Here is a 21,147-nt window from a genome sequence, read left to right as displayed (position 1 = left end):
AAAAGCCGGCACGCGCGTGCCGGCTTTTTCGTGTGAACGGACTAGCTGAGCCGCTCGATCACCATCGCCATACCCTGGCCACCGCCTACGCACATGGTTTCCAGGCCGAACGTCTTGTCGTGCGTGGTGAGATTGTTCAGCAGCGTCGTGGTGATGCGTGCGCCGGTCATCCCGAACGGGTGGCCCAGGGCGATCGCCCCGCCGGAGACGTTCAGCTTGTCCTCGTCGATGCCAAGCTCCCGGGCCGAGCCCAGCACCTGAACGGCGAAGGCTTCGTTGATCTCGAACAGATCGATGTCATTGACGGACATCGCGGCACGTTGCAGCGCCTTTTTGGAAGCCTCGATCGGGCCCAGCCCCATGATTTCCGGGGACAGGCCGCTGACCCCCGTGGACACGATGCGTGCCAACGGCTTTAGGCCCAACTCCTTGGCCTTCGTGTCACTGGTAATCACCACCGCGGCGGCGCCGTCGTTGAGGGGACAGGCGTTGCCCGCGGTCACGGTGCCGTTGGGCCGGAACACCGGTTTGAGCTCGCTGACCTTCTCGTAGGTGGTACCGGGGCGCGGGCCGTCGTCGGTGCTGACTGTGCTGCCGTCCGGGAGGGTGACCGGTGAGATTTCCCGCTCGAAGAATCCGTTCTTGATCGACTCCTCGGCCCGGTTCTGGCTGCGCACGCCCCAGTGGTCCTGGTCTTCGCGGCTGATGCCGGTCATGATTGCGACGTTCTCCGCCGTTTGGCCCATCGCGATGTAGACGTCCGGCAGCTTTCCGTCGGCGCGCGGGTCGTGCCATTCGTCGGCGCCCGCGGCCGCGGCGGCGGAACGCTCCTGGGCTTCGTCGAACAGCGGGTTCTTGGTGTCCGGCCAGGAGTCGGAGCTGCCTTTGGCGGTTCGAGACACCGTCTCTACACCGGCGGAGATGAAGGCGTCGCCCTCGCCGGCCTTGATCGCATGGAAAGCCATCCGCGTGGTCTGCAGCGACGACGAGCAGTAGCGGTTGACCGTCGTGCCCGGCAGAAAGTCGTAGCCGAGCGCGACGGCGACGACGCGCGCCATATTGAACCCAGACTCGCCGCCGGGCAGCCCGCAACCCAAGATCAGGTCGTCGATCTGATGCGGGTTGAGGGTGGGCACCTTGTCCAGCGCGGCGCGCACCATTTGGGCGGCCAGATCATCAGGGCGCATGCTGATCAGCGAGCCTTTCATAGCGCGGCCGATCGGCGAGCGGGCGGCTGAGACGATGACGGCTTCTGGCATGGTGCTCCCTCCGTTGGGGTGTGGCCAAGCCGAATCTAACCCGGCGACCCCCGACCTTACGAGCCGGTCGCGAACCGATCGGGGTGGGGGTACCGCCTACCCGCGCCGACCTGGGGGATCTGCAGCGGCGCTACCCGCCAGCCGGAGCGGCCGCGGGTGTCGGACACGCGGTCGCGGGGCGGCGCCAAAGCCGAGACACCACGCTGCGTCGCGTGTGGTGAGCAGTGAACGCCGGGATGGCAGCACGTGCCGGCACGGCACGCGGTGGCGTACCGATCTTCTCGCGCAGTGCATCAAGAAGGGCCGGGACCAACTCATCGGCGGCTAGCCGGTACGCGGCGGCCGAAGGGTGGTACTGATCGTCGGAGAACATCAGCTCAGGCATCGCCCGGAACTTCGGGCCCAGTAGATGTCCGAGCGGCACCGGGACTCCGCCGGCAGCCTTGACCGCCGCTGTCTGCGCCCGAGCGAGCTGCACCCCACGAGCGTGCGCAAGGACGCGCAGTGGCTGGGGGATGGCGGTGATCACTCCCAGATCCGGGCAGGTACCAACGACCACCTCCGCGCCGCGGGCCCGCAGCTTGCGCACTACCGAGCCCAGCCGCTCCGCCGATGGACCGACGCCGTTGAGTGCCGTGACGTCGTTGGCGCCGATCATGATCACCGCCACGTCCGGCGGCGGCCCGGCCACGAACATCGCATCGACCTGCCCACAAACACCTTTGGACGTGGCGCCGACGATGGCCTTGGTACTGAGCCGGATGCGCTTGCCAGTCTGCTGGGCAAGGTGACGGGCGATCAGCACGCCTGGCACCTCCTCGGCACTGGTGCAGCCATAGCCGGTCGCTGTGGAGTCGCCGAAGACCATCAGGTGTGCATCGAAGGGCGTGCCCCGGCGCCACCGTTGCACCGGCTGGCCGCCTCGGGTGTACACGCCGTCGGCGCGAGGGGGGGCGTCAAAGGACTTCGGAATCACGGTGCGCGCGTGCGTCGCCTGGCCGACCAGTAGGTTGCGTGCACTCATAAAGGCCGTTCCCGTCGAGGCAAGCGCACCCGCTGTGGCCAAGGCGATCGTTGAACGCCGCGGCGCACGAATGCTCATAAGATCAGTTTAGATCGACTTAGCTGGGGTTGCTGTTGAATCACGCGATTACGGTGTGGATCAAATGTGATATCGAAACAGACTCACTAGATGTTGTCGATGACATAAGCTGTCAAGCTAAGTTCGCGAGGTTGGCTGGACGCCACGGTGGGCACGTGAACCGAACGCTCGGCTACTTCGTCACATGCTGTATCGGACTACAACGGCGTAGGAAGTGTTGAGCATGACCGCACCTAGCAAGGTATCTGGTTCACCCAGAGATGCCATTCGACCGCGCGATGTGCTGAAGGCACGTAGACTTGAGACACGCAGGTTCGCGATCAGCGATGGTGCTCCTGTCGAGGTCGTTGAGTCGGGCCCAAGCATTCCTGCGCGGTTAGCTGCGCTAACGTCGCGACTGACGATCAGGCCGATATTGGCTGTCGGTAGCTACGTTCCGCAGGTGCCGTGGCCATGGGGTCTCATCGATCATGCCGCCCGGGTTCTGCTGCCGGCGCCGACCACCGTGCGGGCGGCGGTGAGCTTGCCAAATGCCTCCGCACAGCTTGTCCGCGCTCGAGGGGTGCTCCCCGCGGACGGTACCCGCAGAGTAATTCTCTATCTGCATGGCGGTGCATTCCTGACATGCGGAGCAAACTCCCACGGTCGGCTCGTCGAAACGCTCTCGAGTTTTGCTGATTCGCCCGTTCTGGTGGTCAACTACCGGCTGTTGCCGAAGCACTCGATCACCATGGCGCTCGACGACTGTCACGATGGCTACCGCTGGCTTCGGCTGATGGGATATGAGCCGGACCAGATTGTGCTGGCGGGCGACTCGGCAGGCGGGTATCTCAGCCTGGCGCTCGCGCAACGACTCTTGGCCGAGGGAGCCGAGGGCGCCGAGTCAGAGGCACCGGCGGCGCTGGTGGCAATCTCGCCGCTGCTGCAGCTAGCAAAGAAACACAAGCAGGCGCATCCCAATATTAAGACCGACGCGATGTTTCCGGCGAAGGCATTCGATGCGCTCGACGCATTGGTTGCTGGCGCTGCCGCGAAGAACGACATAGACGGCAAGCCCGAAGATGTCTACGAGCCCTTGGAACACATCGAACCCGGACTGCCGCGGACCCTGATCCACGTGTCCGGATCCGAAGTCTTGTTACACGACGCGCAGCTGGCCGCAAGCAAGCTGGCCGCAGTCGGCGTGCCGGCAGAGGTACGGGTTTGGCCCGGCCAGGTTCACGACTTCCAACTCGCTGCGCCGATGCTGCCGGAGGCGGTGCGATCGTTGCGTCAAATCGGTGACTACATCCGCGAGGCCACCGGCTAGCGGCTACCGCGATGTCCTGATAGGCGGGGCGCCCCGAGGTGGACTGAGGCTTGCTGGGGTGACTAGCTGTGCGCGGCCCGAAGCGGCCTGACACCATGAACGCATGGGGATCGCGCAGCACGTTAGTGAGCTCATCGGCGGCACGCCGCTGGTTCGGCTGAACTCCGTTGTCCCCGACGGCTCGGCGACCGTGGCAGCAAAGGTGGAGTATCTCAATCCGGGCGGCAGTTCCAAAGATCGGATCGCTGTCAAGATGATTGATGCTGCCGAGGCCAGCGGGCAGCTTCGGGCCGGTGGCACAATCGTCGAACCCACATCGGGGAATACCGGTGTTGGTCTGGCTCTCGTCGCACAACGCCGCGGGTACCGATGCGTCTTCGTGTGCCCCGACAAGGTCAGCGAGGACAAACGTAATGTGTTGCGCGCCTATGGCGCCGAGGTAGTCGTGTGCCCGACGGCTGTGCCGCCCGAAGACCCGGACAGCTACTACAGCGTTTCCGACCGATTGGTCGCCGAAATCGATGGCGCCTGGAAGCCAGATCAATACGCCAACCCGGAAGGCCCGGCGAGTCACTACGCGACCACCGGCCCCGAGATATGGACAGATACCGACGGTCGGGTCACGCATTTCGTCGCTGGTATCGGCACCGGCGGGACGATCAGCGGCGCGGGCCGCTATCTCAAAGAGATCTCGGGGGGTAGGCCAGAAGGACCAGTTCGAGTCATTGGTGCGGACCCCGAGGGGTCGGTTTATTCGGGCGGTAGTGGACGGCCCTATCTGGTCGAGGGTGTCGGCGAGGATTTCTGGCCGGCGGCATACGACCCCTCGGTGCCCGACGAGATCATCGCGGTGTCGGACTCGGACTCGTTTGATATGACCAGGCGGCTCGCGCGTGAAGAAGCGATGCTGGTCGGCGGGTCGTGCGGGATGGCGGTGGTAGCCGCGCTGCGGGTCGCCGAGAAGGCTGGGCCCGATGCGCTGATCGTCGTACTGCTTCCGGACGGCGGTCGTGGCTACATGTCGAAAATCTTCAACGACGCATGGATGTCCTCGTACGGGTTTCTGCGGAGCCGGCTTGACGGGTCGACCGAGCAGTCGACGGTTTCCGATGTTCTGCGCCGCAAGTCGGGTGCACTGCCCGACCTGGTGCACACCCACCCGTCAGAGACCGTCCGGGACGCGATCGGCATTCTGCGCGAGTACGGAGTGTCCCAAATGCCGGTCGTCGGTGCCGAGCCGCCCGTTATGGCTGGCGAGGTCGCCGGCAGTGTCTCTGAACGGGAACTGCTCTCGGCCGTTTTCGCCGGGCGCGCCAAGCTAGCCGACGCGGTCTCCGAGCACATGAGCCCACCACTGCGGATGATCGGCGCCGGCGAGCTGGTCAGCACGGCCGGTAGGGCATTGCGTGACTGGGACGCGTTGATGGTCGTCGAAGGAGGCAAGCCCGTGGGGGTCATTACCCGATACGACCTGTTGGGCTTCTTGTCGGAGGGGACGGCGCGGCGTTAGTGGCCAGTCGCGCTGCCGATCGAGCAAACTAATTCGTCTCCAACACGCCGTGGACCGCGGAGGCTGGGGGAGTTCGGCACGGTCGAGAACGACGTCCAGAATGGCCCCGAGTGGAACTGTGACGTGACTCACGCCCGGTCGCTCAGCGAACACCGTCCTCAGGTACTGTATTCCCGCCTACGTCAACAATTCCCCAGTGGAAGGTTCGCCCATGACCGAACAGCCGCCGCCCGGCGGGTCATACCCCCCGCCGCCGCCACCTCCTCCTGGGTCATCCGGTGGTTCCGAGCCGGCACCTGGCGGCTACCCGCCGCCCCCGCCCCCGGCGCCCGGCGGCGGCTCCTTCGCTCCACCGCCTCCGCAGCCGGGCAGCTATCCGCCGCCGCCTCCTCCGCCCCCAGGCGGTTCTTACCCGCCGCCGCCGCAATCCGCCGGCGGCTACGCGCCGCCACCTCCCGGACCGGCGGTACGTGACATGCCCCCCGAGTCTTACACGCCGTGGTTCACCCGGGTCATCGCCGCACTCATCGACTCGGCTCCGGCCTACGTGATTATCGGGTTTGGTTGGCTGATCATGATGGTTACGCAAACGTCGTCATGCGTCACCGACATCAGTGAGTACGACATGGGCCAGTTCTGCGTTTCTGAGCCCTCGATAATCGGCCTCTTGGCAATGTTTTTCTTCCTGATGGTCGCTTTTGCCTACTTGGTCTGGGACTACGGCTACCGCCAGGGCACGACCGGGTCGAGCCTCGGCAAGTCGGTGATGAAATTCAAAGTAGTGAGCGAGACGACGGGACAGCCGTTGGGCTTCGGCATGTCGGTTGTCCGCCAGCTCGCCCACCTCATCGACGCGGCTATCTGCTACATCGGTTTCCTGTTTCCGTTATGGGACGCCAAACGGCAAACCCTGGCAGACAAGATCATGACCACGGTGTGCCTGCCGATCTGACGCGGGAACGCAAACTCGCTGCGCACCTGAGTGCTTCGGTGAACACCACACCGACGTAGTAGGCCACCCCGACGATGTAGGCCACCCCGACCGCGAATTGGCGATCGGGGTGGCGTCTGCCATTAGGGCTATTAGGGTGGGTCAGCGATGCGCAAAGACTGCGAAGCACACCGCGATGGACCGGCACGTGGGCTGGCCACGAGGGCCATCCACGCCGGCTACCGCCCCGACCCGATGACCGGAGCTGTCAACGCGCCGATCTATGCCAGCAGCACATTCGCTCAGGACGGCGTAGGTGGGCTACGGGGCGGATTCGAATACGCCCGCACCGGCAACCCCACCAGGGCCGCATTGGAGGCATCCCTGGCCGCCGTCGAGGAGGCGGCTTTCGGCCGGGCGTTCAGCTCCGGGATGGCCGCCACGGACTGCGCGTTGCGGGCAATGCTGCGGCCCGGGGACCACATCGTCATTCCCGATGATGCCTACGGCGGCACATTCCGCTTGATCGACAAGGTATTCACACAGTGGGACGTTGAGTACACGCCGGTGGCGCTTGGCGATCTCGACGCGATCCGCGCTGCCATCACCCCTCGTACCCGCCTGATCTGGGTGGAGACGCCCACCAATCCGGTGCTATCGATCGCCGACATCCCTGGCATAGCGCAGCTGAGTGCCGAACGGTCGGTAAAAGTACTGGTGGACAACACTTTCGCGTCTCCCGCGCTGCAGCAGCCGTTGGTGCTCGGCGCCGATGTGGTGTTGCACTCTACGACCAAGTACATCGGCGGGCATTCCGATGTGGTGGGCGGTGCGCTGGCCACGAACGATGAAGAGCTCGACGACGCTTTCGCTTTTCTGCAGAACGGCGCTGGCGCCGTGCCGGGGCCATTCGACGTTTACCTGACGATGCGCGGTCTGAAGACGCTGGTGCTGCGGATGCAGCGACACAGCGAGAACGGCGCTACGATCGCGGAATTCCTCGCTGGGCATCCTCAGGTGAGCACCGTGCTGTACCCGGGACTGCCCAGTCACCCTGGGCATGAAATCGCCGCGCGCCAGATGCGGGCTTTTGGCGGCATGGTCTCAGTGCGGCTGCGAGGCGGGCGCCGGGCTGCCGAGGATCTCTGCGCCAACACCCGGGTCTTCATCTTGGCTGAATCACTGGGTGGCGTGGAGTCGCTGATCGAGCACCCCAGCGCGATGACGCACGCGTCCACGGCCGGGTCGCAATTGGAGGTGCCGGACGACCTCGTGCGGCTTTCGGTCGGGATCGAGGATGTCGCCGATCTTCTGGCAGATCTCGAGCAGGCGCTCGGTTAGCTCTGCGACTGCTCAGCGCAGATCAGGAGTGATACGGCTCCGCGCTGACCAAGGTGACCTGCACCGTATTGCCATTTGGCACCGTGTAACTGCGGGTCTCGCCGACCTTGGCGTCGATCAAGGCTCCACCCAGCGGTGAGTTCGGTGAGTAGACCTCGAGTTTGCCGTCGCTGACGCCCTCCTGGCGGGTGGCGATAAGGAATGTCTCGCTATCGGATTTGTCGCCGTCGTAGTAGACCTTCACCACAGAACCGGGCAGTGCAACGCCGGACTGCTTGGGTGCCTCGCCGACCTTCGCGTTGTTGAGCAGATCCTGCAGCTGCCGGATGCGGGCCTCCTGCTGGCCTTGCTCTTCGCGAGCGGCGTGGTAGCCCCCGTTCTCGCGTAGGTCGCCCTCCTCGCGGCGATCATTGATTTCGGCGGCGATGACCGGGCGATTGGCGATCAGCTGGTCGAGCTCGGCCTTGAGTCGGTCATGTGATTCCTGGGTCAACCAGGTCACCTGAGTATCCGTCATCTCGTCGCGCTCCTTGCTTTGTCGTTCCGCGTAGTCGCGTAAGCTCTGATCCCGCTATCGGGCTTATGCGGGTCGCCTCCCCGGGTGCTGCGGCTCCGTTCTGCTCACGGCCACTAATGCAGCAATACACGGTCCCAGCAGGACCGTGCATTCACCTATGTTACCACTGCACAAACGGTTGGTGACTCGAATATCCCCAGTTCGGCGTTTGTTGTGCCCTTAGTTCGGCCGCAAGTAGGCGGGTACGTCCGTGCCACAGCCGTATACGTCTCCCATCACCGGCGGCCTACTCGATTTCAACGTCGTCGTCACTTGCACGGTGGTGTCGTTTGAGGGCGGTACGAGCACCTCTCGTCGACCCGTCTCGCTGCCATCGATGGACCGGACCCGCACAATGCAGTGCACCGGCCGCGACGGGTCCGCCCGCGTCACGCTGATCGTTACTCTTGCGGTCTCATCGTCGATCAGTTGATACCCGGCCAGTGAACCGGTGACGTCGCTGGTGGCGTGTTGTTGGTAGCCGAAAACGGCGACGGCGGTGGCGCCCGCGGCCACCAGCACACCAAGCCCGATCGCGACGCGCCGGCGTGCTCGCGGGGACAACCGCGGACGCCCGTAGCGGCCTTCGGGACGAGAGACGGGATCTGGGTTCATACCGGATGCGTGGTTGGTTGGGTGGCCGACCATACGAGACGTGCCGACCACGCGAGACGATCGGGAACTGGAATTATAGGGTCACTTATACGCCCAGGGGGTGACTGGCAGACGGACCGACCCGCAGACGGACAAGGGGGCACGTGAGCAAACTGCGGTTGATGGCGGTGCATGCCCATCCCGATGACGAGTCCAGCAAGGGTGCTGCCACCCTTGCCCGCTATGCGGAGGAGGGCCATCGGGTAATCGTGGTCACGCTGACCGGGGGTGAGCGCGGCGAAATCCTCAACCCGGCTATGGACCTGCCTGACGTACATAGCCACATCTCCCACATCCGCCGCGACGAGATGGCGAAGGCAGCCGAGATCCTCGGTGTCGAGCACACCTGGCTGGGCTTCGTCGACTCGGGACTGCCCAAGGGCGACCCGCCGCCGCCCCTGCCCGAAGGCTGTTTCGCGCAGGTGCCACTGGAGTCATCCATCGAGGCCCTGGTGCGGGTGGTCCGTGAGTTCCGGCCGCATGTGATGACCACGTACGACGAGAACGGCGGCTACCCGCATCCGGACCACATTCGTTGCCACCAGGTGTCCATCGGCGCCTACGAATTGGCCGGCGACCATCACCGGTTCCCGGACGCTGGCGAGCCGTGGACGGTGTCCAAGCTGTATTACATCCACGGCTTCTTGCGCGAACGCATGCAGATGCTGCAGGACGAGTTCATCAAGCGCGGCCAGGAAGGCCCGTTTGGGAAGTGGCTCAAACATTGGCGGCCTGAGAACGACCCGTTTGCGAACCGGGTAACTACGCGGGTCGAGTGCTCGGCGTATTTCGCCCAGCGCGACGATGCGCTGCGCGCCCATGCGACCCAGATCGACCCGAATGCGGAGTTTTTTGCCGCTCCACTCTCGTGGCAGCGGAAACTGTGGCCGACCGAGGAATATGAACTGGCCCGATCTCGCGTCCCGGCCCGGATACCGGAGACTGAACTGTTCGCCGGGATCGAGCCGTACCTGTGAGCGCCCTTTGTGTCAGGGTGATCGCGGAAGGCGGCCCCGCCAACACCGGACCCGATTTCGGCAAGGCCAGTCCGCTGGGTTTGTTGGTGGTTGTACTGCTGGTGATCGCGACGTCGTTTCTGTTGCGGTCGATGAACCGGCGCCTGAAGAAAGTCCCCGAATCTTTCGACCGCCAGCACCCGGAACCCGATCAGGCCGCTGACGCCGGTACCGACATCGTCGGCGGCGCGCAGGAGTCCCAGGGCGACGACGGCGACGACGGCATCGAATCCGGCCGACTACCGTGGTCCGATGATGAGCCCGGCTAGTTCTTCGGGCAGGAATACCCTCACGCTGGCCACCAGCCCGTACCTGCGACAGCATGCCGACAACCCGGTGCACTGGCAGCAGTGGACGCCGCAGGCTCTGGCTGAGGCGGCGGCACGCGATGTCCCGATCCTGCTGTCCATCGGCTACGCCGCATGCCATTGGTGTCACGTCATGGCCCACGAATCCTTCGAAGACGATGAGGTGGCTGCCGCGATGAACGCGGGTTTCGTCTGCGTCAAAGTGGACCGCGAAGAGCGGCCGGACATCGACGCGGTCTACATGAACGCCACCGTCGCACTCACCGGGCAGGGCGGCTGGCCGATGACGTGCTTCCTCACGCCCGACGGACGCCCCTTCTACTGCGGCACCTACTACCCGAAAGCGGCTTTCCTGCAGCTACTTTCAGCTGTGTCGGCCACCTGGCGTGACCGCCGTGGTGAGGTCGAGGAGGCGTCTGACCATATCGCCGGCGAGTTGCGGTCGATGACGTCGGCATTCTCGGGGCTGCCTGCCAGCGGTCCAGAGATCGCGCCGGAGCTGTGTGACAGCGCCGTTGCAGGTGTGCTGCGCGACCGAGATGCCGTTCACGGCGGCTTCGGCGGAGCTCCCAAATTCCCGCCATCGGCGCTGCTCGAGGGGCTACTACGCGACTACGAGCGCACCGGGTCAGCGGCGGTGCTGGACGCGTTCACACACACCTGCGACGCGATGGCCCGTGGCGGCATCTACGACCAACTGGCTGGCGGCTTCGCCCGATACAGCGTCGACAATGCCTGGGTGGTACCGCATTTCGAGAAGATGTTGTACGACAACGCGCTGTTGCTCCGGGTGTACGCGCACTGGGCGCGCCGCACCGGCGATTCGCTGGCTCGCCGGGTCGCCATGCACACCGCGCGGTTTCTGCTCGACGAGCTGGCCGATGGAGGCATGTTCACGTCGTCGCTCGACGCCGACGCCGACGGTCGTGAGGGTTCGAGCTATGTCTGGACGCCTGCGCAACTGAACGAGGTGCTCGGTGCCGACGACGGAAGGTGGGCGGCCGAGGTTTTCGCGGTCACGTCATCCGGCACCTTCGAACGCGGGGCGTCGGTCCTGCAACTACCGACCGATCCGGACGACCGCCACCGGCTCGAACGGATCCGGATCGCGTTGCTTCAGGCGCGGCTTACTCGGGTGCAGCCCGCTCGCGACGACAAGGTCGTCACGGCCTGGAACGGGCTGGCGATCACTGCGCTGGTAGAGGCCAGCGTGGCGTTAGGAGATCCCCAGCTGGCCAACGCCGCTGGGGACTGCGCGACCACGCTGCTAGACCTGCACGTTGTCGAGGGCCGGCTGCGGCGAGCCAGCCTCGGCGGGGTGGTCGGAGATAGCGCCGCGATTCTCGAAGACCACGCGATGCTGGCCACCGGACTGCTGGCGCTGTACCAGTTGACCGGCGACGAAGCGCGGCTCACGTGGGCCACCGACCTGCTGGATGGTGCGCTGCAGCGGTTCGCTGACCCGCAGCGTCGTGGCCGCTGGTTCGACACCGCCGACGACGCCGAGCAGTTGATGCTGCGGCCCGCTGACCCGTTGGACGGAGCGACGCCGTCCGGTGCGTCCTCGATCAGCGAAGCGCTGTTGGTCGCGGCGCATTTGGTCGACGAGGTCCGCGCGGAGCGCTACTTGGAGGCGGTGGCCGCGACCCTGGACGCTCATTCGACGCTGCTTGCGCGTGCGCCCCGCTCGGCCGGACACTGGCTGTCCGTCGCCGAAGCTGTGGTGTGCGGGCCGCTGCAGATCGCGGTCGCGTGTGACGGCGAGCAGTCGCAACTGCTGGCCGACGCTCGCCGATTGGCTCCGGGCGGTGCGATTGTCATCGGTGGTGGCGCCGGCTCCTCCGCCTTGCTGATCGGTCGGGATCGGGTTGCCGGCGTCGACGCCGCGTACGTATGCCGCGGCCGGGTCTGTGATCTGCCGGTAACCAGTGCAGCTGAACTCGCAGCCGCGCTGGACGTGCCTAGCGGCACCGAATGATCACCCGTGACTGAGATGTGCGACGGGCGTAGCGTCTCAGAACACTACGAACCACATCGCGATGTAGTGACAGATCGCCGCCACCGCGGTGCAGGCGTGAAAGAACTCGTGGTAGCCGAATGTCGACGGCCAGGGATCGGGCCAGCGCAGTGCGTAGAGGACACCACCGATGCTGTACAACGCGCCGCCGACAAACAGCAGCACCATTGCGGCAACGCCGGCGTTGTGCAGGATTGTGCCGGTGTACCACACCGCCACCCAACCCAGCAGGATATAAAGGGGCACTCCGACCCAGCGCGGTGCCGAAGGCCAGCACATTTTCAAAATGATGCCGGCCGCCGCGCCGCCCCATACGATCGACAACACCACTCGCCCGTCGTGGCCAGGCAGGGCCAGCAGGGCAAACGGTGTGTAGCTGCCAGCTATGAATACGAAGATCATCGAATGATCCGCCCGCTTCATCCATTTCTGAGCGGTGGCGGATTGCCAGTGGACACGGTGATAGGTGGCGCTGACCGCGAACATCACCACGGTGGCCGCCGTGTAGGCCAGCGTGGCAAGCCCCGCCTCGGTGGAGGCGAGCGCCCACGACACCGCGACCAGCGACGCACCCGCGAAGACGGCGGTTCCGGCGGAATAGACATGAATCCAGCCCCGAAAGCGGGGCTTGGTCAGGACCCGAGTGACGCCCTCGACGATCTGGTGGGCAGCATCGGATGGGGTGAACCCGTGCGATTCGGGCTCCCCGTTGGTGGCCAGACTTGCCCGGCTGCTCATTTCGGCTCCCGGCTGCTCAATACCTACTGTCGCCCCGTCTTGGGACTATGGATGGTTGTCGCCGATCCAGGGTAGTCGGGATGGGCACCCGAGGGCACCCGACGCGAGGTGAGGTTGCTCCAACTGCCCGGCGGAACTTGGTCCAGATCACAGTAGTCTGGGTACTCGTGGAGATCATTCCGCCGCGGCTCAAAGAACCGTTGTATCGGCTGTACGAGCTGCGTCTGCGGCAGGGGTTAGCGGCGTCGAAATCCGCGCTTCCCCGGCATATCGCGGTCTTGTGCGACGGAAACCGGCGCTGGGCACGCGACGCCGGGTACGAGGACGTCAGCTTCGGCTATCGGATGGGTGCGGCGAAGATCGCCGAGATGCTGCGGTGGTGCCAGGAAGCCGGCATTGAAATGACCACCGTCTACCTGCTATCCACCGAAAACCTGCAACGTGATCCCGACGAGCTCGCCGCGCTGATCGAAATCATCACCGATGTGGTCGAGGAGATCTGCGCGCCTGCCAACCGCTGGAGTGTGCGCACCGTCGGCGATCTGCAGCTGCTTGGCGAGGAACCCGCCCGCAGGTTGCGCGAAGCGGTGGAGTCCACGCCGGGGGTTGGATCCCTGCATGTCAACGTCGCTGTGGGCTACGGCGGCCGTCGGGAGATTGTCGACGCGGTGCGCGCGTTGTTGAGCAAAGAACTTGCCAACGGTGCGACCGCAGAGGAACTCGTCGATGCGGTGTCCGTTGAAGGCATCTCGGAAAACCTGTACACGTCTGGTCAGCCCGACCCCGACTTGGTGATTCGGACTTCCGGGGAGCAACGTCTGTCCGGGTTTCTGCTGTGGCAGAGCGCGTATTCGGAGATGTGGTTCACGGAGGCTCATTGGCCGGCATTTCGCCGGGTCGATTTTCTGCGCGCGCTGCGGGATTTCAGTGCTCGGCATCGCAGGTACGGCAAGTAGGTCCGAACCGGCAGCTGGTCGATCACGCACTGTGGGCGTCGGGGTCGCACACCCGTGTGGCTCTCGTGCCCGGACCCGGTTCCTGACGGCGTCCCACGTTCACCGCGAGCCCCGTGCACCCGCGAGCGAGGCTCCGGCCCAACGGTTAGCAGTCGTCGGCTCAGCCGTGGTCGCCGGATACTACGCGCGCGCCATTGGAGAGTCAATGCGTAAATTGCGGCTCTCGGCGAGTTTGCGGGCGATTTGATCCGGCGTGTGCCGCCGCGCTTGTTCGATTCCACGTCGTTGGTGATTCTTCCTGCTCGAACACGGACAACAGAGTCGCATAACGACTGGAACACCCCGACCGGTTCACCTCAATGTCGCGGAGCCGATGTCTCGGAGTCGTGATAACTCCGTGATACGTTCTAGCGATGAAACAGCAACGACGCTGTGTCAGTAATGGCATTCGGTGTCGTGATGGTTTCATGATTGTATCGATATAAATCTGTTATACCTCGCGAAGGGCGGCTTTATGTCATACGTGATTGCCAATCCGGCGACGCTGGCAGCGGCGGCAACTGATGTCGCTGGTATCGGCTCCGCACTGATCGCCGCGAATGGCGCGGCGGCTAACGCAACGACGAAGGTGCTGGCGGCAGCTGCCGATGAGGTTTCGGCGGCCATTACCGCAATGTTCAATGCACAAGCCAACGAATATCAAACAGTCAGTGCCCAAGTGGCGCAGTATCACAGCCGTTTTGTGGGCGCATTGGCGGGCAGCGCAGAGTCGTTGGCTGCCGCCGAAGCGGTCAACGCGACGTCTTTGCAGAGCATCGCGCGCGACGTGCTGGGCGTGGTGAATGTGACCACGGGCGGCAGGGCCGCTCAGCTGCTGGGCATTGGCGGCGCGGGCGGGCAGGGTGGATCTGCCGAGGTGGGCAGCCTGACTTCGGCTAGCGTCGCGAGCAACCCGGAAGGCGGTGCCCCCGCGGCCACCGTCACTGCCGCCGCCAAGGCCGCAACGCCCACCTTTAGCAGGGCGCCCCTACTCAACGCCGCTGGAATCGCGGCGGTCGAGTCGAATTCCGCGAGTTCCGCAGGCACTGGAATAGCGGCGACGTTCGCGGTGGGGTCGCAGTGGGATAGCGGTTATGTGGCCGACTACACGATTACCAATTCGGGTGCGACTGCGGTGAGTGATTGGCAGCTGCAATTCACGTTGCCCGAGCACACGTCGATTACGAATGCGTGGAGTTCTCAATTAGAGCAGTCGGGCACCCAATACACGCTGACTCCGGAAAGTCACAACGGCACGATCGCGCCTGGAGAGTCGATCACTGTGGGTTTCCAGGCCGCTCATGAGGGCACTTATGTACCGCCGACAGAGCTGCTGATCAACGGCGAACCGGTCGGCGGTGGCGAACCGCCGACGGAGCCGCCTCCGACCGAGCCGCCGCCGACGGAGCCCCCTCCGACGGTGCCGCCTCCGACGGAGCCGCCTGTTGGTGAGTCGGGTTTGGTGGCGACGTTCGGGGCGACATCGCAGTGGGGTAGCGGTTATGTGGCCGACTACACGATTACCAATTCGGGTGCGACTGCGGTGAGTGATTGGCAGCTGCAATTCACGTTGCCCGAGCACACGTCGATTACGAATGCGTGGAGTTCTCAATTAGAGCAGTCGGGCACCCAATACACGCTGACTCCCGAGAGCTACAACGGCACGATCGCGCCTGGAGAGTCGATCACTGTGGGTTTCCAGGCCGCTCATGAGGGCACCTTTGTGGCGCCGACAGAGCTGCTGATCAACGGCGAACCGGTCGGCGGTGGCGAACCGCCGACGGAGCCGCCTCCGACCGAGCCGCCTCCGACCGAGCCGCCTCCGACCGAGCCGCCTCCGACCGAGCCGCCTCCGACGGAGCCGCCTGTTGGTGAGTCGGGTTTGGTGGCGACGTTCGGGGCGACATCGCAGTGGGATGGCGGTTATGTGGCCGACTACACGATTACCAATTCGGGTGCGACTGCGGTGAGTGATTGGCAGCTGCAATTCACGCTGCCGGAACACACGTCGATTACGAATGCGTGGAGTTCTCAGCTAGAGCAGTCGGGCACCCAATACACGCTGACTCCCGAGAGCTACAACGGCACGATCGCGCCTGGGGAGTCGATCACTGTGGGTTTCCAGGCCGCTCATGAGGGCACCTTTGTGGCGCCGACAGAGCTGCTGATCAACGGCGAACCGGTCAGCGGTGGTGAACCGCCGACGGAGCCGCCACCAACGGAGCCTCCGACCGGCGGGACGGTGATCTCTGATCAGTTCGGAACGGAGACGACCACTGGCGGCTATGTGGTTCAGAACAACGCGTGGAACAACACCGCCGGGCAGACCATTGTTGTTACTGGCGATGGGTTTGCCATTACCGAGATCAATGGCTCTGTCCCGACTAATGGTGCTCCGTTGAGTTTCCCATCGATCTTTGAGGGTTGGCATTGGGGCACCAGTTCGGTGGAGACCACGCTGCCGTTGCAGCTCGGTCAGATCGAAACCGCCACTAGCAGTGTTGATTTCGCCTATCCCAGCGAAGGTATCTGGAATGCCGCTTACGACATTTGGCTAGATCCTGATGCCACGACGACCGGGGTCAATGAGCAAGAGATCATGATCTGGTTCAACCAGCAGGGTCCGATCCAGCCGGTGGGTTCGGTGGTGGGCAACGCCACCATCGGCGGGCGCAATTTTGTGGTGTGGGATGGCCATAACGGTTTGAACAACGTGATGTCGTATGTCTCGACCTCGCCGATGGAGGCCTGGGACTTCAATGTGATGAGCTTTGTCGAGCACACCCGGACGATGGAGCCGATTACCGACTCGTGGTATCTGACCAGCGTTCAGGCTGGCTTTGAGCCGTGGAGCGGCGGGGTGGGGCTGGGCGTTGATTCGTTCTCCGCCGAGATAACCGGTGTTAGCGGTGGCGAACCTCCAGTGCTACCCCCACCGGAGCCGCCGACCGGCGGGACGGTGATCTCTGATCAGTTCGGAACGACGACGACCACCGGCGGCTATGCGGTGCAGAACAACGCCTGGAACAACACCGCTGGGCAGACCATTCTTGTCAGCTCTGATGGGTTTGCCATTACCGAGATCAATGGCTCTGTCCCGACTAATGGTGCTCCGTTGAGTTTCCCATCGATCTTTGAGGGTTGGCATTGGGGCACCAGTTCGGTGGAGACCACGCTGCCGTTGCAGCTCGGTCAGATCGAAACCGCCACTAGCAGTGTTGATTTCGCCTATCCCAGCGAAGGTATCTGGAATGCCGCTTATGACATATGGCTAGATCCTGATGCCACGACGACCGGGGTCAATGAGCAAGAGATCATGATCTGGTTCAACCAGCAGGGTCCGATCCAGCCGGTGGGTTCGGTGGTGGGCAACGCCACGATCGATGGCCAAAACTTTGTGGTGTGGGATGGCCATAACGGTTTGAACAACGTGATGTCGTATGTCTCGACCTCGCCGATGGAGGCCTGGGACTTCAATGTGATGAGCTTTGTCGAGCACACCCGGACGATGGAGCCGATTACCGACTCGTGGTATCTGACCAGCGTTCAGGCTGGCTTTGAGCCGTGGAGCGGCGGGGTGGGGCTGGGCGTTGATTCGTTCTCCGCCGAGATAACCGGTGTTAGCGGTGGCGAACCTCCAGTGCTACCTCCACCGGAGCCGCCGACCGGCGGGACGGTGATCTCTGATCAGTTCGGAACGACGACGACCACCGGCGGCTACGTGGTTCAGAACAACGCGTGGAACAACTCCTTGGGTCAGACCATTGTTGTTGGTTCCGACGGGTTCGCCATCACCGAGATCAACGGCTCCGCGCCCACCAACGGTGCGCCGCTGGGCTATCCGTCGATCTTTGAAGGCTGGCACTGGGGCACCAGTTCGGTGGAGACCACGCTGCCGTTGCAGCTCGGTCAGATCGAATCCGTCACCAGCAGTGTCGATTACGCCTATCCCACCACCGGCGTGTGGAACGCTGCCTATGACATCTGGCTGGATCCCAGTCCGACGACGACCGGGGTCAATGAGCAGGAGATCATGATCTGGTTCAACCAGCAGGGTCCGATCCAGCCGGTGGGTTCGGTGGTGGGCAACACCACGATCGACGGGCAAGACTTTGTGGTGTGGGACGGCCATAACGGTTTGAACAACGTGATGTCCTACGTCACGACCTCGCCGATGGAAGCCTGGGACTTCAATGTGCTGAGCTTTGTCGAGCACACCAGGACCATGGAGCCGATCACCGACTCCTGGTATCTGACCAGCATTCAGGCCGGCTTTGAGCCGTGGAGCGGCGGGGTTGGACTGGGCGTCGATTCGTTCTCCGCCGAGATAACCGGCGTCAGCTAAGGACTGTCGAGACGCGGCGATACCACTTTTCGCCGGTGCTTAGGCGCCCGGGCCATCCGCCCCGGATTTCCGGACGCTGAGTGTGTGTGCAATGTGCACACCGAACGCTGGGCAATTGTGCACTCTGAAGGTTGTCACGTTGATAGCCGTGTGGGCAGCCGAAGGCGTGATTACCTTGTCTCCATTGCCGCCTGAGCTGGGCATGGTCGCGACACGCGCTGCCTAACTACGCTGCACCCAGGCGGTATATCGAGGAGGCACTGATGTCTTTTGTGATTGCCGCGCCAGACGCGTTACTCCGGGCCGCGAGGGACTTGTCCGGCATTGGTGCGATGGTCAGCGAGGCCAACGCCGCGGCGTCGGCACCGACGACCGAACTCCCTGCGGCCGGTGCTGATGAAGTCTCGGCTGTGGTGGCGTCGCTGTTTGCCGGTCATGCCCTGGACTACCAGGCGCTGAGCAGCCAGGTGGCGTCGTTGCACCAACAGTTTGTGCAAACACTGACCGGAGCGAGTGGAGCCTACGCGGCTGCCGAGGCGCTCAACGCGTCGGCAGCGCAAAGCGTGGAGCAGGACATCCTGAGCGTTATCAATGCGCCCACCCAGGCGTTGTTGGGGCGCCCACTGATCGGTAATGGTGTCAACGGCGCCCCAGGCACCGGGCAGCCCGGTGGGGCTGGCGGATTGTTGTGGGGCAACGGCGGGGCCGGTGGCTCCGGCGCGCCCGGGCAGGTCGGCGGGGCTGGCGGGTCCGCGGGCTTGATCGGCAACGGCGGTGCCGGCGGTGCCGGTGGTACGGCCCTGGCGGGAGGGACCGGTGGGGCCGGCGGCATCGGTGGCAATGGCGGATGGCTCTACGGCAACGGGGGGATCGGTGGGTCGGGTGGCATCGGCGGTGGTCCCGGTGGGGCCGGCGGGGCCGGCGGATCTGCTGGGCTCATCGGCGCTGGCGGCGCCGGTGGCGCTGGCGCGCAGGCCGGTACCTCGGGTTCCTTCTCCGGCCCAGCGGGCGGGTCCGGAGGTGACGGCGGGCGCGGCGGATTGCTATACGGCGACTCCGGTGCCGGCGGAAACGGCGGCACCGGCGGCAGCGGGACAAACGCCGGTGGAAGCGGCGGCGCCGGCGGCAATGGCGGCAGCGGCTGGTTCTGGGGAGACGGGGGGCACGGCGGTACCGGCGGGGCCAGTGGCGTCGGCGGGGCCGGCAGCGCCGGTAGCGGCGGCCTCGGCGGGGCGGCGGGGTTGTTTGGCGACGGCGGTAACGGCGGCATGGGCGGCAGCGGGGCGAGCGCCGGCACCGGAGGCACCGGCGGCCTCGGCGGCCGGGCTTTGCTGTTCGGCAACGGCGGTCACGGCGGAGCCGGCGGTGATGCCAGCTTCCTCGCCGGGGAAGCTGGGACCGGCGGCGACGGCGGGACCGGCGCGCTGTTCTATGGCGACGGCGGCAACGGCGGTAACGGCGGCACGCCCGGTGGTATTGGCGGCAACTTCGCCGAGGGCGGGCAGGGCGGTAACGGCGGCAACGCCCGCTTGATCGGCAACGGCGGAGCCGGCGGCACGGGTACGGGCGGCGGAGCGGGCGCCAACAACTCCAGCCCCGGCTTCGGTGGGAACGGCGGGCTCGGCGGGGCGCTGTTCGGCAACGGCGGAGCCGGGGGCAACGGCCTCATGGGTGGCACCCCGGTTGCGGCCGGCGGGTTCGGCGGTGATGGTGGCAACGCCGGGCTGGTCGGCGCCGGCGGCCCTGCTGGCACTGGCTCCAACGGCCTGCCCAACGGCATCGCGGGCGCAGACGGGACGCTGCTGGGACCCGTGCCAAACCTGCCGACCCCGATCGACATCATCAACGCGCCCACTGAGGCGTTGCTGGGCCGCCCGCTGCTCGGTGACGGCGCCAACGGCACCGCCGCGAACCCCAATGGGGGCGCAGGCGGACTCTTGTTCGGCAACGGGGGCAACGGCTGGGATAGCACCACCTCCGGCGTTGCTGGCGGTCAGGGCGGCGACGCCGGGCTGTTCGGCAACGGCGGGTCCGGTGGCAGGGGTGGTGTCGGCGCTCTCGGCGGCAACGGCGGGGATGCCCTGATCGGCGCTGGCGGGGCGGGCGGTGTCGGCGGCACCGGCGCGACTGGTGGCGACGGCGGAAGCGTCGCGTTGTGGGGTACTGGCGGCACCGGCGGGGGCGGCGGCATCGGCAGTACCGGAAACATCGGCGGCAACGGCGGCAACGGGGGTAGCGGCGGGGCGCTGTCCGGCGACGGCGGCGCTGGCGGCAACGGCGGTCGAGGCGGCAGCGGCCCGAACGCGTTCGGTACAGGCGGAAACGGCGGCGCCGGCGGCCACGGGGGTAGCGGCGGCGCTGCGGGGCTGATGGGCAACGGTGGCGCCGCTGGGAACGGCGGCAACGGCGGCGCGGGCGGCGTCGGCCTCGCCAACGGCGCCGCCCCCGCAGCCGGGGGTGCCGGCGGACAGGGCGGCAACGCCGGCAACGGAGGGGCCGGGGGATCGCTGTTCGGCGATGGCGGTGCCGGGGGTACCGGCGGCAATGGCGGCGGCGGTGGCTCCTGGCAGGTGGCCGGCGGAGCGCCCCGGACCGGTGGGATGGGCGGCGACGCAGGCAGCGGCGGCAGCGGTGGCGCCGCGGGTCTGTGGGGCTCCGGCGGTAGTGGGGGCGACGGCGGCCGCGGGGGTAGCGGCGTAGTGGGCGGCTTTGGCGGTGTCGGTGGGAACGCCGGTAACGGCGGCGACGCCGGCAACGGCGCTAGCGGCGGGTCGTTCTTCGGTGATGGCGGGGCCGGCGGTGCCGGCGGGCGGGGCGGCAATAGCCTGGCCGCCTTCCCCGCCTTTATCGGCGGCGAAGGCGGAGACGGCGGCAACGGCGGCATTGGCGGCAATGCCCAGCAGATCGGCAACGGCGGGGCCGGCGGTTCCGGTGGCGCCGCCGGGAGCGGGGATGCCGGAAACGGTGCGAGTGGCGACGGTGCGCCCGGCGGCACCGGCGGGTCGCTGTCCGGGCTACCTGGACCCAACGGGTAGCTGCCGAGTCGGTCAGCCCATGCCACACTGG

15 protein-coding genes are annotated in these 21,147 nt (G+C 65.6%); 10 read left to right on the top strand and 5 right to left on the bottom strand.

What is annotated here, in order from left to right; translation table 11 throughout:
- Window positions 1-41: 41 nt before the first annotated feature.
- On the bottom strand, window positions 42-1,259 hold the full coding sequence (locus tag F6B93_RS17600) for an acetyl-CoA C-acetyltransferase (RefSeq protein WP_211696224.1): 1,218 nt from the start codon (window positions 1,257-1,259) through the stop codon (window positions 42-44).
- A 130-nt stretch (window positions 1,260-1,389) separates the two neighbouring features.
- The gene (locus F6B93_RS17595; RefSeq protein ID WP_211696223.1) at window positions 1,390-2,361 is read right to left on the bottom strand and encodes an SGNH/GDSL hydrolase family protein; all 972 of its coding nucleotides are present in this window, start codon (window positions 2,359-2,361) and stop codon (window positions 1,390-1,392) included.
- Between the two features lie 223 nt (window positions 2,362-2,584).
- On the opposite strand from F6B93_RS17595, the gene F6B93_RS17590 reads away from it, so the two are divergent.
- The 4 genes from F6B93_RS17590 (at window position 2,585) to F6B93_RS17575 (ending at window position 7,452) form a co-directional block, all read left to right on the top strand.
- Window positions 2,585-3,670 (top strand): alpha/beta hydrolase fold domain-containing protein, encoded by a 1,086-nt coding sequence (locus F6B93_RS17590; protein WP_211696222.1) that lies wholly within the window; start codon window positions 2,585-2,587, stop codon window positions 3,668-3,670.
- Between the two features lie 103 nt (window positions 3,671-3,773).
- Window positions 3,774-5,180: a cystathionine beta-synthase gene (locus tag F6B93_RS17585; protein WP_211696221.1), complete on the top strand. Its 1,407-nt coding sequence runs from the start codon at window positions 3,774-3,776 to the stop codon at window positions 5,178-5,180.
- A 211-nt stretch (window positions 5,181-5,391) separates the two neighbouring features.
- Window positions 5,392-6,132: an RDD family protein gene (locus F6B93_RS17580; RefSeq protein WP_211696220.1), complete on the top strand. Its 741-nt coding sequence runs from the start codon at window positions 5,392-5,394 to the stop codon at window positions 6,130-6,132.
- Window positions 6,133-6,279: 147 nt separating this feature from the next.
- On the top strand, window positions 6,280-7,452 hold the full coding sequence (locus tag F6B93_RS17575; RefSeq protein ID WP_211696219.1) for a cystathionine gamma-synthase: 1,173 nt from the start codon (window positions 6,280-6,282) through the stop codon (window positions 7,450-7,452).
- A 22-nt stretch (window positions 7,453-7,474) separates the two neighbouring features.
- On the opposite strand, the gene greA is transcribed toward F6B93_RS17575, so the two are convergent.
- Together greA and F6B93_RS17565 are read right to left on the bottom strand one after the other, a co-directional pair.
- Window positions 7,475-7,969 carry a transcription elongation factor GreA gene (greA, locus tag F6B93_RS17570; RefSeq protein WP_211696218.1) on the bottom strand — a complete coding sequence of 165 codons (495 nt, stop codon included), beginning with the start codon at window positions 7,967-7,969 and terminating at the stop codon, window positions 7,475-7,477.
- Window positions 7,970-8,188: 219 nt separating this feature from the next.
- The gene (locus F6B93_RS17565) at window positions 8,189-8,623 is read right to left on the bottom strand and encodes a DUF4307 domain-containing protein (RefSeq protein ID WP_211696217.1); all 435 of its coding nucleotides are present in this window, start codon (window positions 8,621-8,623) and stop codon (window positions 8,189-8,191) included.
- 143 nt (window positions 8,624-8,766) lie between these two features.
- Here F6B93_RS17565 and mca point away from each other — a divergent pair, with 143 nt between their 5' ends.
- From mca to F6B93_RS17550, 3 genes are read left to right on the top strand one after another with little or no spacing between them, the layout of a single operon-like run.
- Window positions 8,767-9,639 (top strand): mycothiol conjugate amidase Mca, encoded by an 873-nt coding sequence (gene mca, locus F6B93_RS17560; RefSeq protein WP_211696216.1) that lies wholly within the window; start codon window positions 8,767-8,769, stop codon window positions 9,637-9,639.
- Window positions 9,636-9,947, top strand: coding sequence for a hypothetical protein (locus F6B93_RS17555; RefSeq protein ID WP_211696215.1), 312 nt, complete (start codon window positions 9,636-9,638; stop codon window positions 9,945-9,947). The genes mca and F6B93_RS17555 overlap by 4 nt, the downstream gene beginning before the upstream one ends.
- Entirely contained in the window at window positions 9,934-11,964 is a 2,031-nt protein-coding gene (locus F6B93_RS17550) for a thioredoxin domain-containing protein (protein ID WP_211699576.1), read from the top strand. The genes F6B93_RS17555 and F6B93_RS17550 overlap by 14 nt, the downstream gene beginning before the upstream one ends.
- Before the next feature lie 36 nt (window positions 11,965-12,000).
- Here F6B93_RS17550 and trhA read toward each other — a convergent pair whose 3' ends face one another.
- Window positions 12,001-12,741, bottom strand: coding sequence for a PAQR family membrane homeostasis protein TrhA (gene trhA / locus F6B93_RS17545; RefSeq protein WP_211696214.1), 741 nt, complete (start codon window positions 12,739-12,741; stop codon window positions 12,001-12,003).
- A gap of 167 nt (window positions 12,742-12,908) precedes the next feature.
- Here trhA and F6B93_RS17540 point away from each other — a divergent pair, with 167 nt between their 5' ends.
- The 3 genes from F6B93_RS17540 to F6B93_RS17515 all read left to right on the top strand — a co-directional run bounded on the left by F6B93_RS17540 (window position 12,909) and on the right by F6B93_RS17515 (window position 21,116).
- On the top strand, window positions 12,909-13,697 hold the full coding sequence (locus F6B93_RS17540) for a (2Z,6E)-farnesyl diphosphate synthase (protein ID WP_211696213.1): 789 nt from the start codon (window positions 12,909-12,911) through the stop codon (window positions 13,695-13,697).
- A gap of 514 nt (window positions 13,698-14,211) precedes the next feature.
- Window positions 14,212-18,081, top strand: a complete 3,870-nt coding sequence (locus F6B93_RS23815) for a GH12 family glycosyl hydrolase domain-containing protein (protein WP_281426103.1) — start codon at window positions 14,212-14,214, stop codon at window positions 18,079-18,081.
- 263 nt (window positions 18,082-18,344) lie between these two features.
- Window positions 18,345-21,116, top strand: a complete 2,772-nt coding sequence (locus tag F6B93_RS17515; protein WP_211696212.1) for a PE family protein — start codon at window positions 18,345-18,347, stop codon at window positions 21,114-21,116.
- Window positions 21,117-21,147: the final 31 nt, after the last annotated feature.

Origin of the sequence: Mycobacterium spongiae, assembly GCF_018278905.1 — a bacterium.
Taxonomy (GTDB): domain Bacteria; phylum Actinomycetota; class Actinomycetes; order Mycobacteriales; family Mycobacteriaceae; genus Mycobacterium; species Mycobacterium spongiae.
This window is presented reverse-complemented; position numbering and strand designations above follow the sequence as displayed.

What these genes read in the sequence shown, in the direction of transcription:
- F6B93_RS17575 (WP_211696219.1), top strand. Translation starts at nt 6,280, where the DNA reads ATGCGCAAAGACTGCGAAGCACACCGCGATGGACCGGCACGTGGGCTG.
- F6B93_RS17580 (WP_211696220.1), top strand. Translation starts at nt 5,392, where the DNA reads ATGACCGAACAGCCGCCGCCCGGCGGGTCATACCCCCCGCCGCCGCCA.
- greA (WP_211696218.1), bottom strand. Translation starts at nt 7,969, where the DNA reads ATGACGGATACTCAGGTGACCTGGTTGACCCAGGAATCACATGACCGA.
- F6B93_RS17565 (WP_211696217.1), bottom strand. Translation starts at nt 8,623, where the DNA reads ATGAACCCAGATCCCGTCTCTCGTCCCGAAGGCCGCTACGGGCGTCCG.
- F6B93_RS17515 (WP_211696212.1), top strand. Translation starts at nt 18,345, where the DNA reads ATGTCTTTTGTGATTGCCGCGCCAGACGCGTTACTCCGGGCCGCGAGG.
- trhA (WP_211696214.1), bottom strand. Translation starts at nt 12,741, where the DNA reads ATGAGCAGCCGGGCAAGTCTGGCCACCAACGGGGAGCCCGAATCGCAC.
- F6B93_RS23815 (WP_281426103.1), top strand. Translation starts at nt 14,212, where the DNA reads ATGTCATACGTGATTGCCAATCCGGCGACGCTGGCAGCGGCGGCAACT.
- F6B93_RS17590 (WP_211696222.1), top strand. Translation starts at nt 2,585, where the DNA reads ATGACCGCACCTAGCAAGGTATCTGGTTCACCCAGAGATGCCATTCGA.
- F6B93_RS17585 (WP_211696221.1), top strand. Translation starts at nt 3,774, where the DNA reads ATGGGGATCGCGCAGCACGTTAGTGAGCTCATCGGCGGCACGCCGCTG.
- F6B93_RS17550 (WP_211699576.1), top strand. Translation starts at nt 9,934, where the DNA reads ATGAGCCCGGCTAGTTCTTCGGGCAGGAATACCCTCACGCTGGCCACC.
- F6B93_RS17595 (WP_211696223.1), bottom strand. Translation starts at nt 2,361, where the DNA reads ATGAGCATTCGTGCGCCGCGGCGTTCAACGATCGCCTTGGCCACAGCG.
- F6B93_RS17600 (WP_211696224.1), bottom strand. Translation starts at nt 1,259, where the DNA reads ATGCCAGAAGCCGTCATCGTCTCAGCCGCCCGCTCGCCGATCGGCCGC.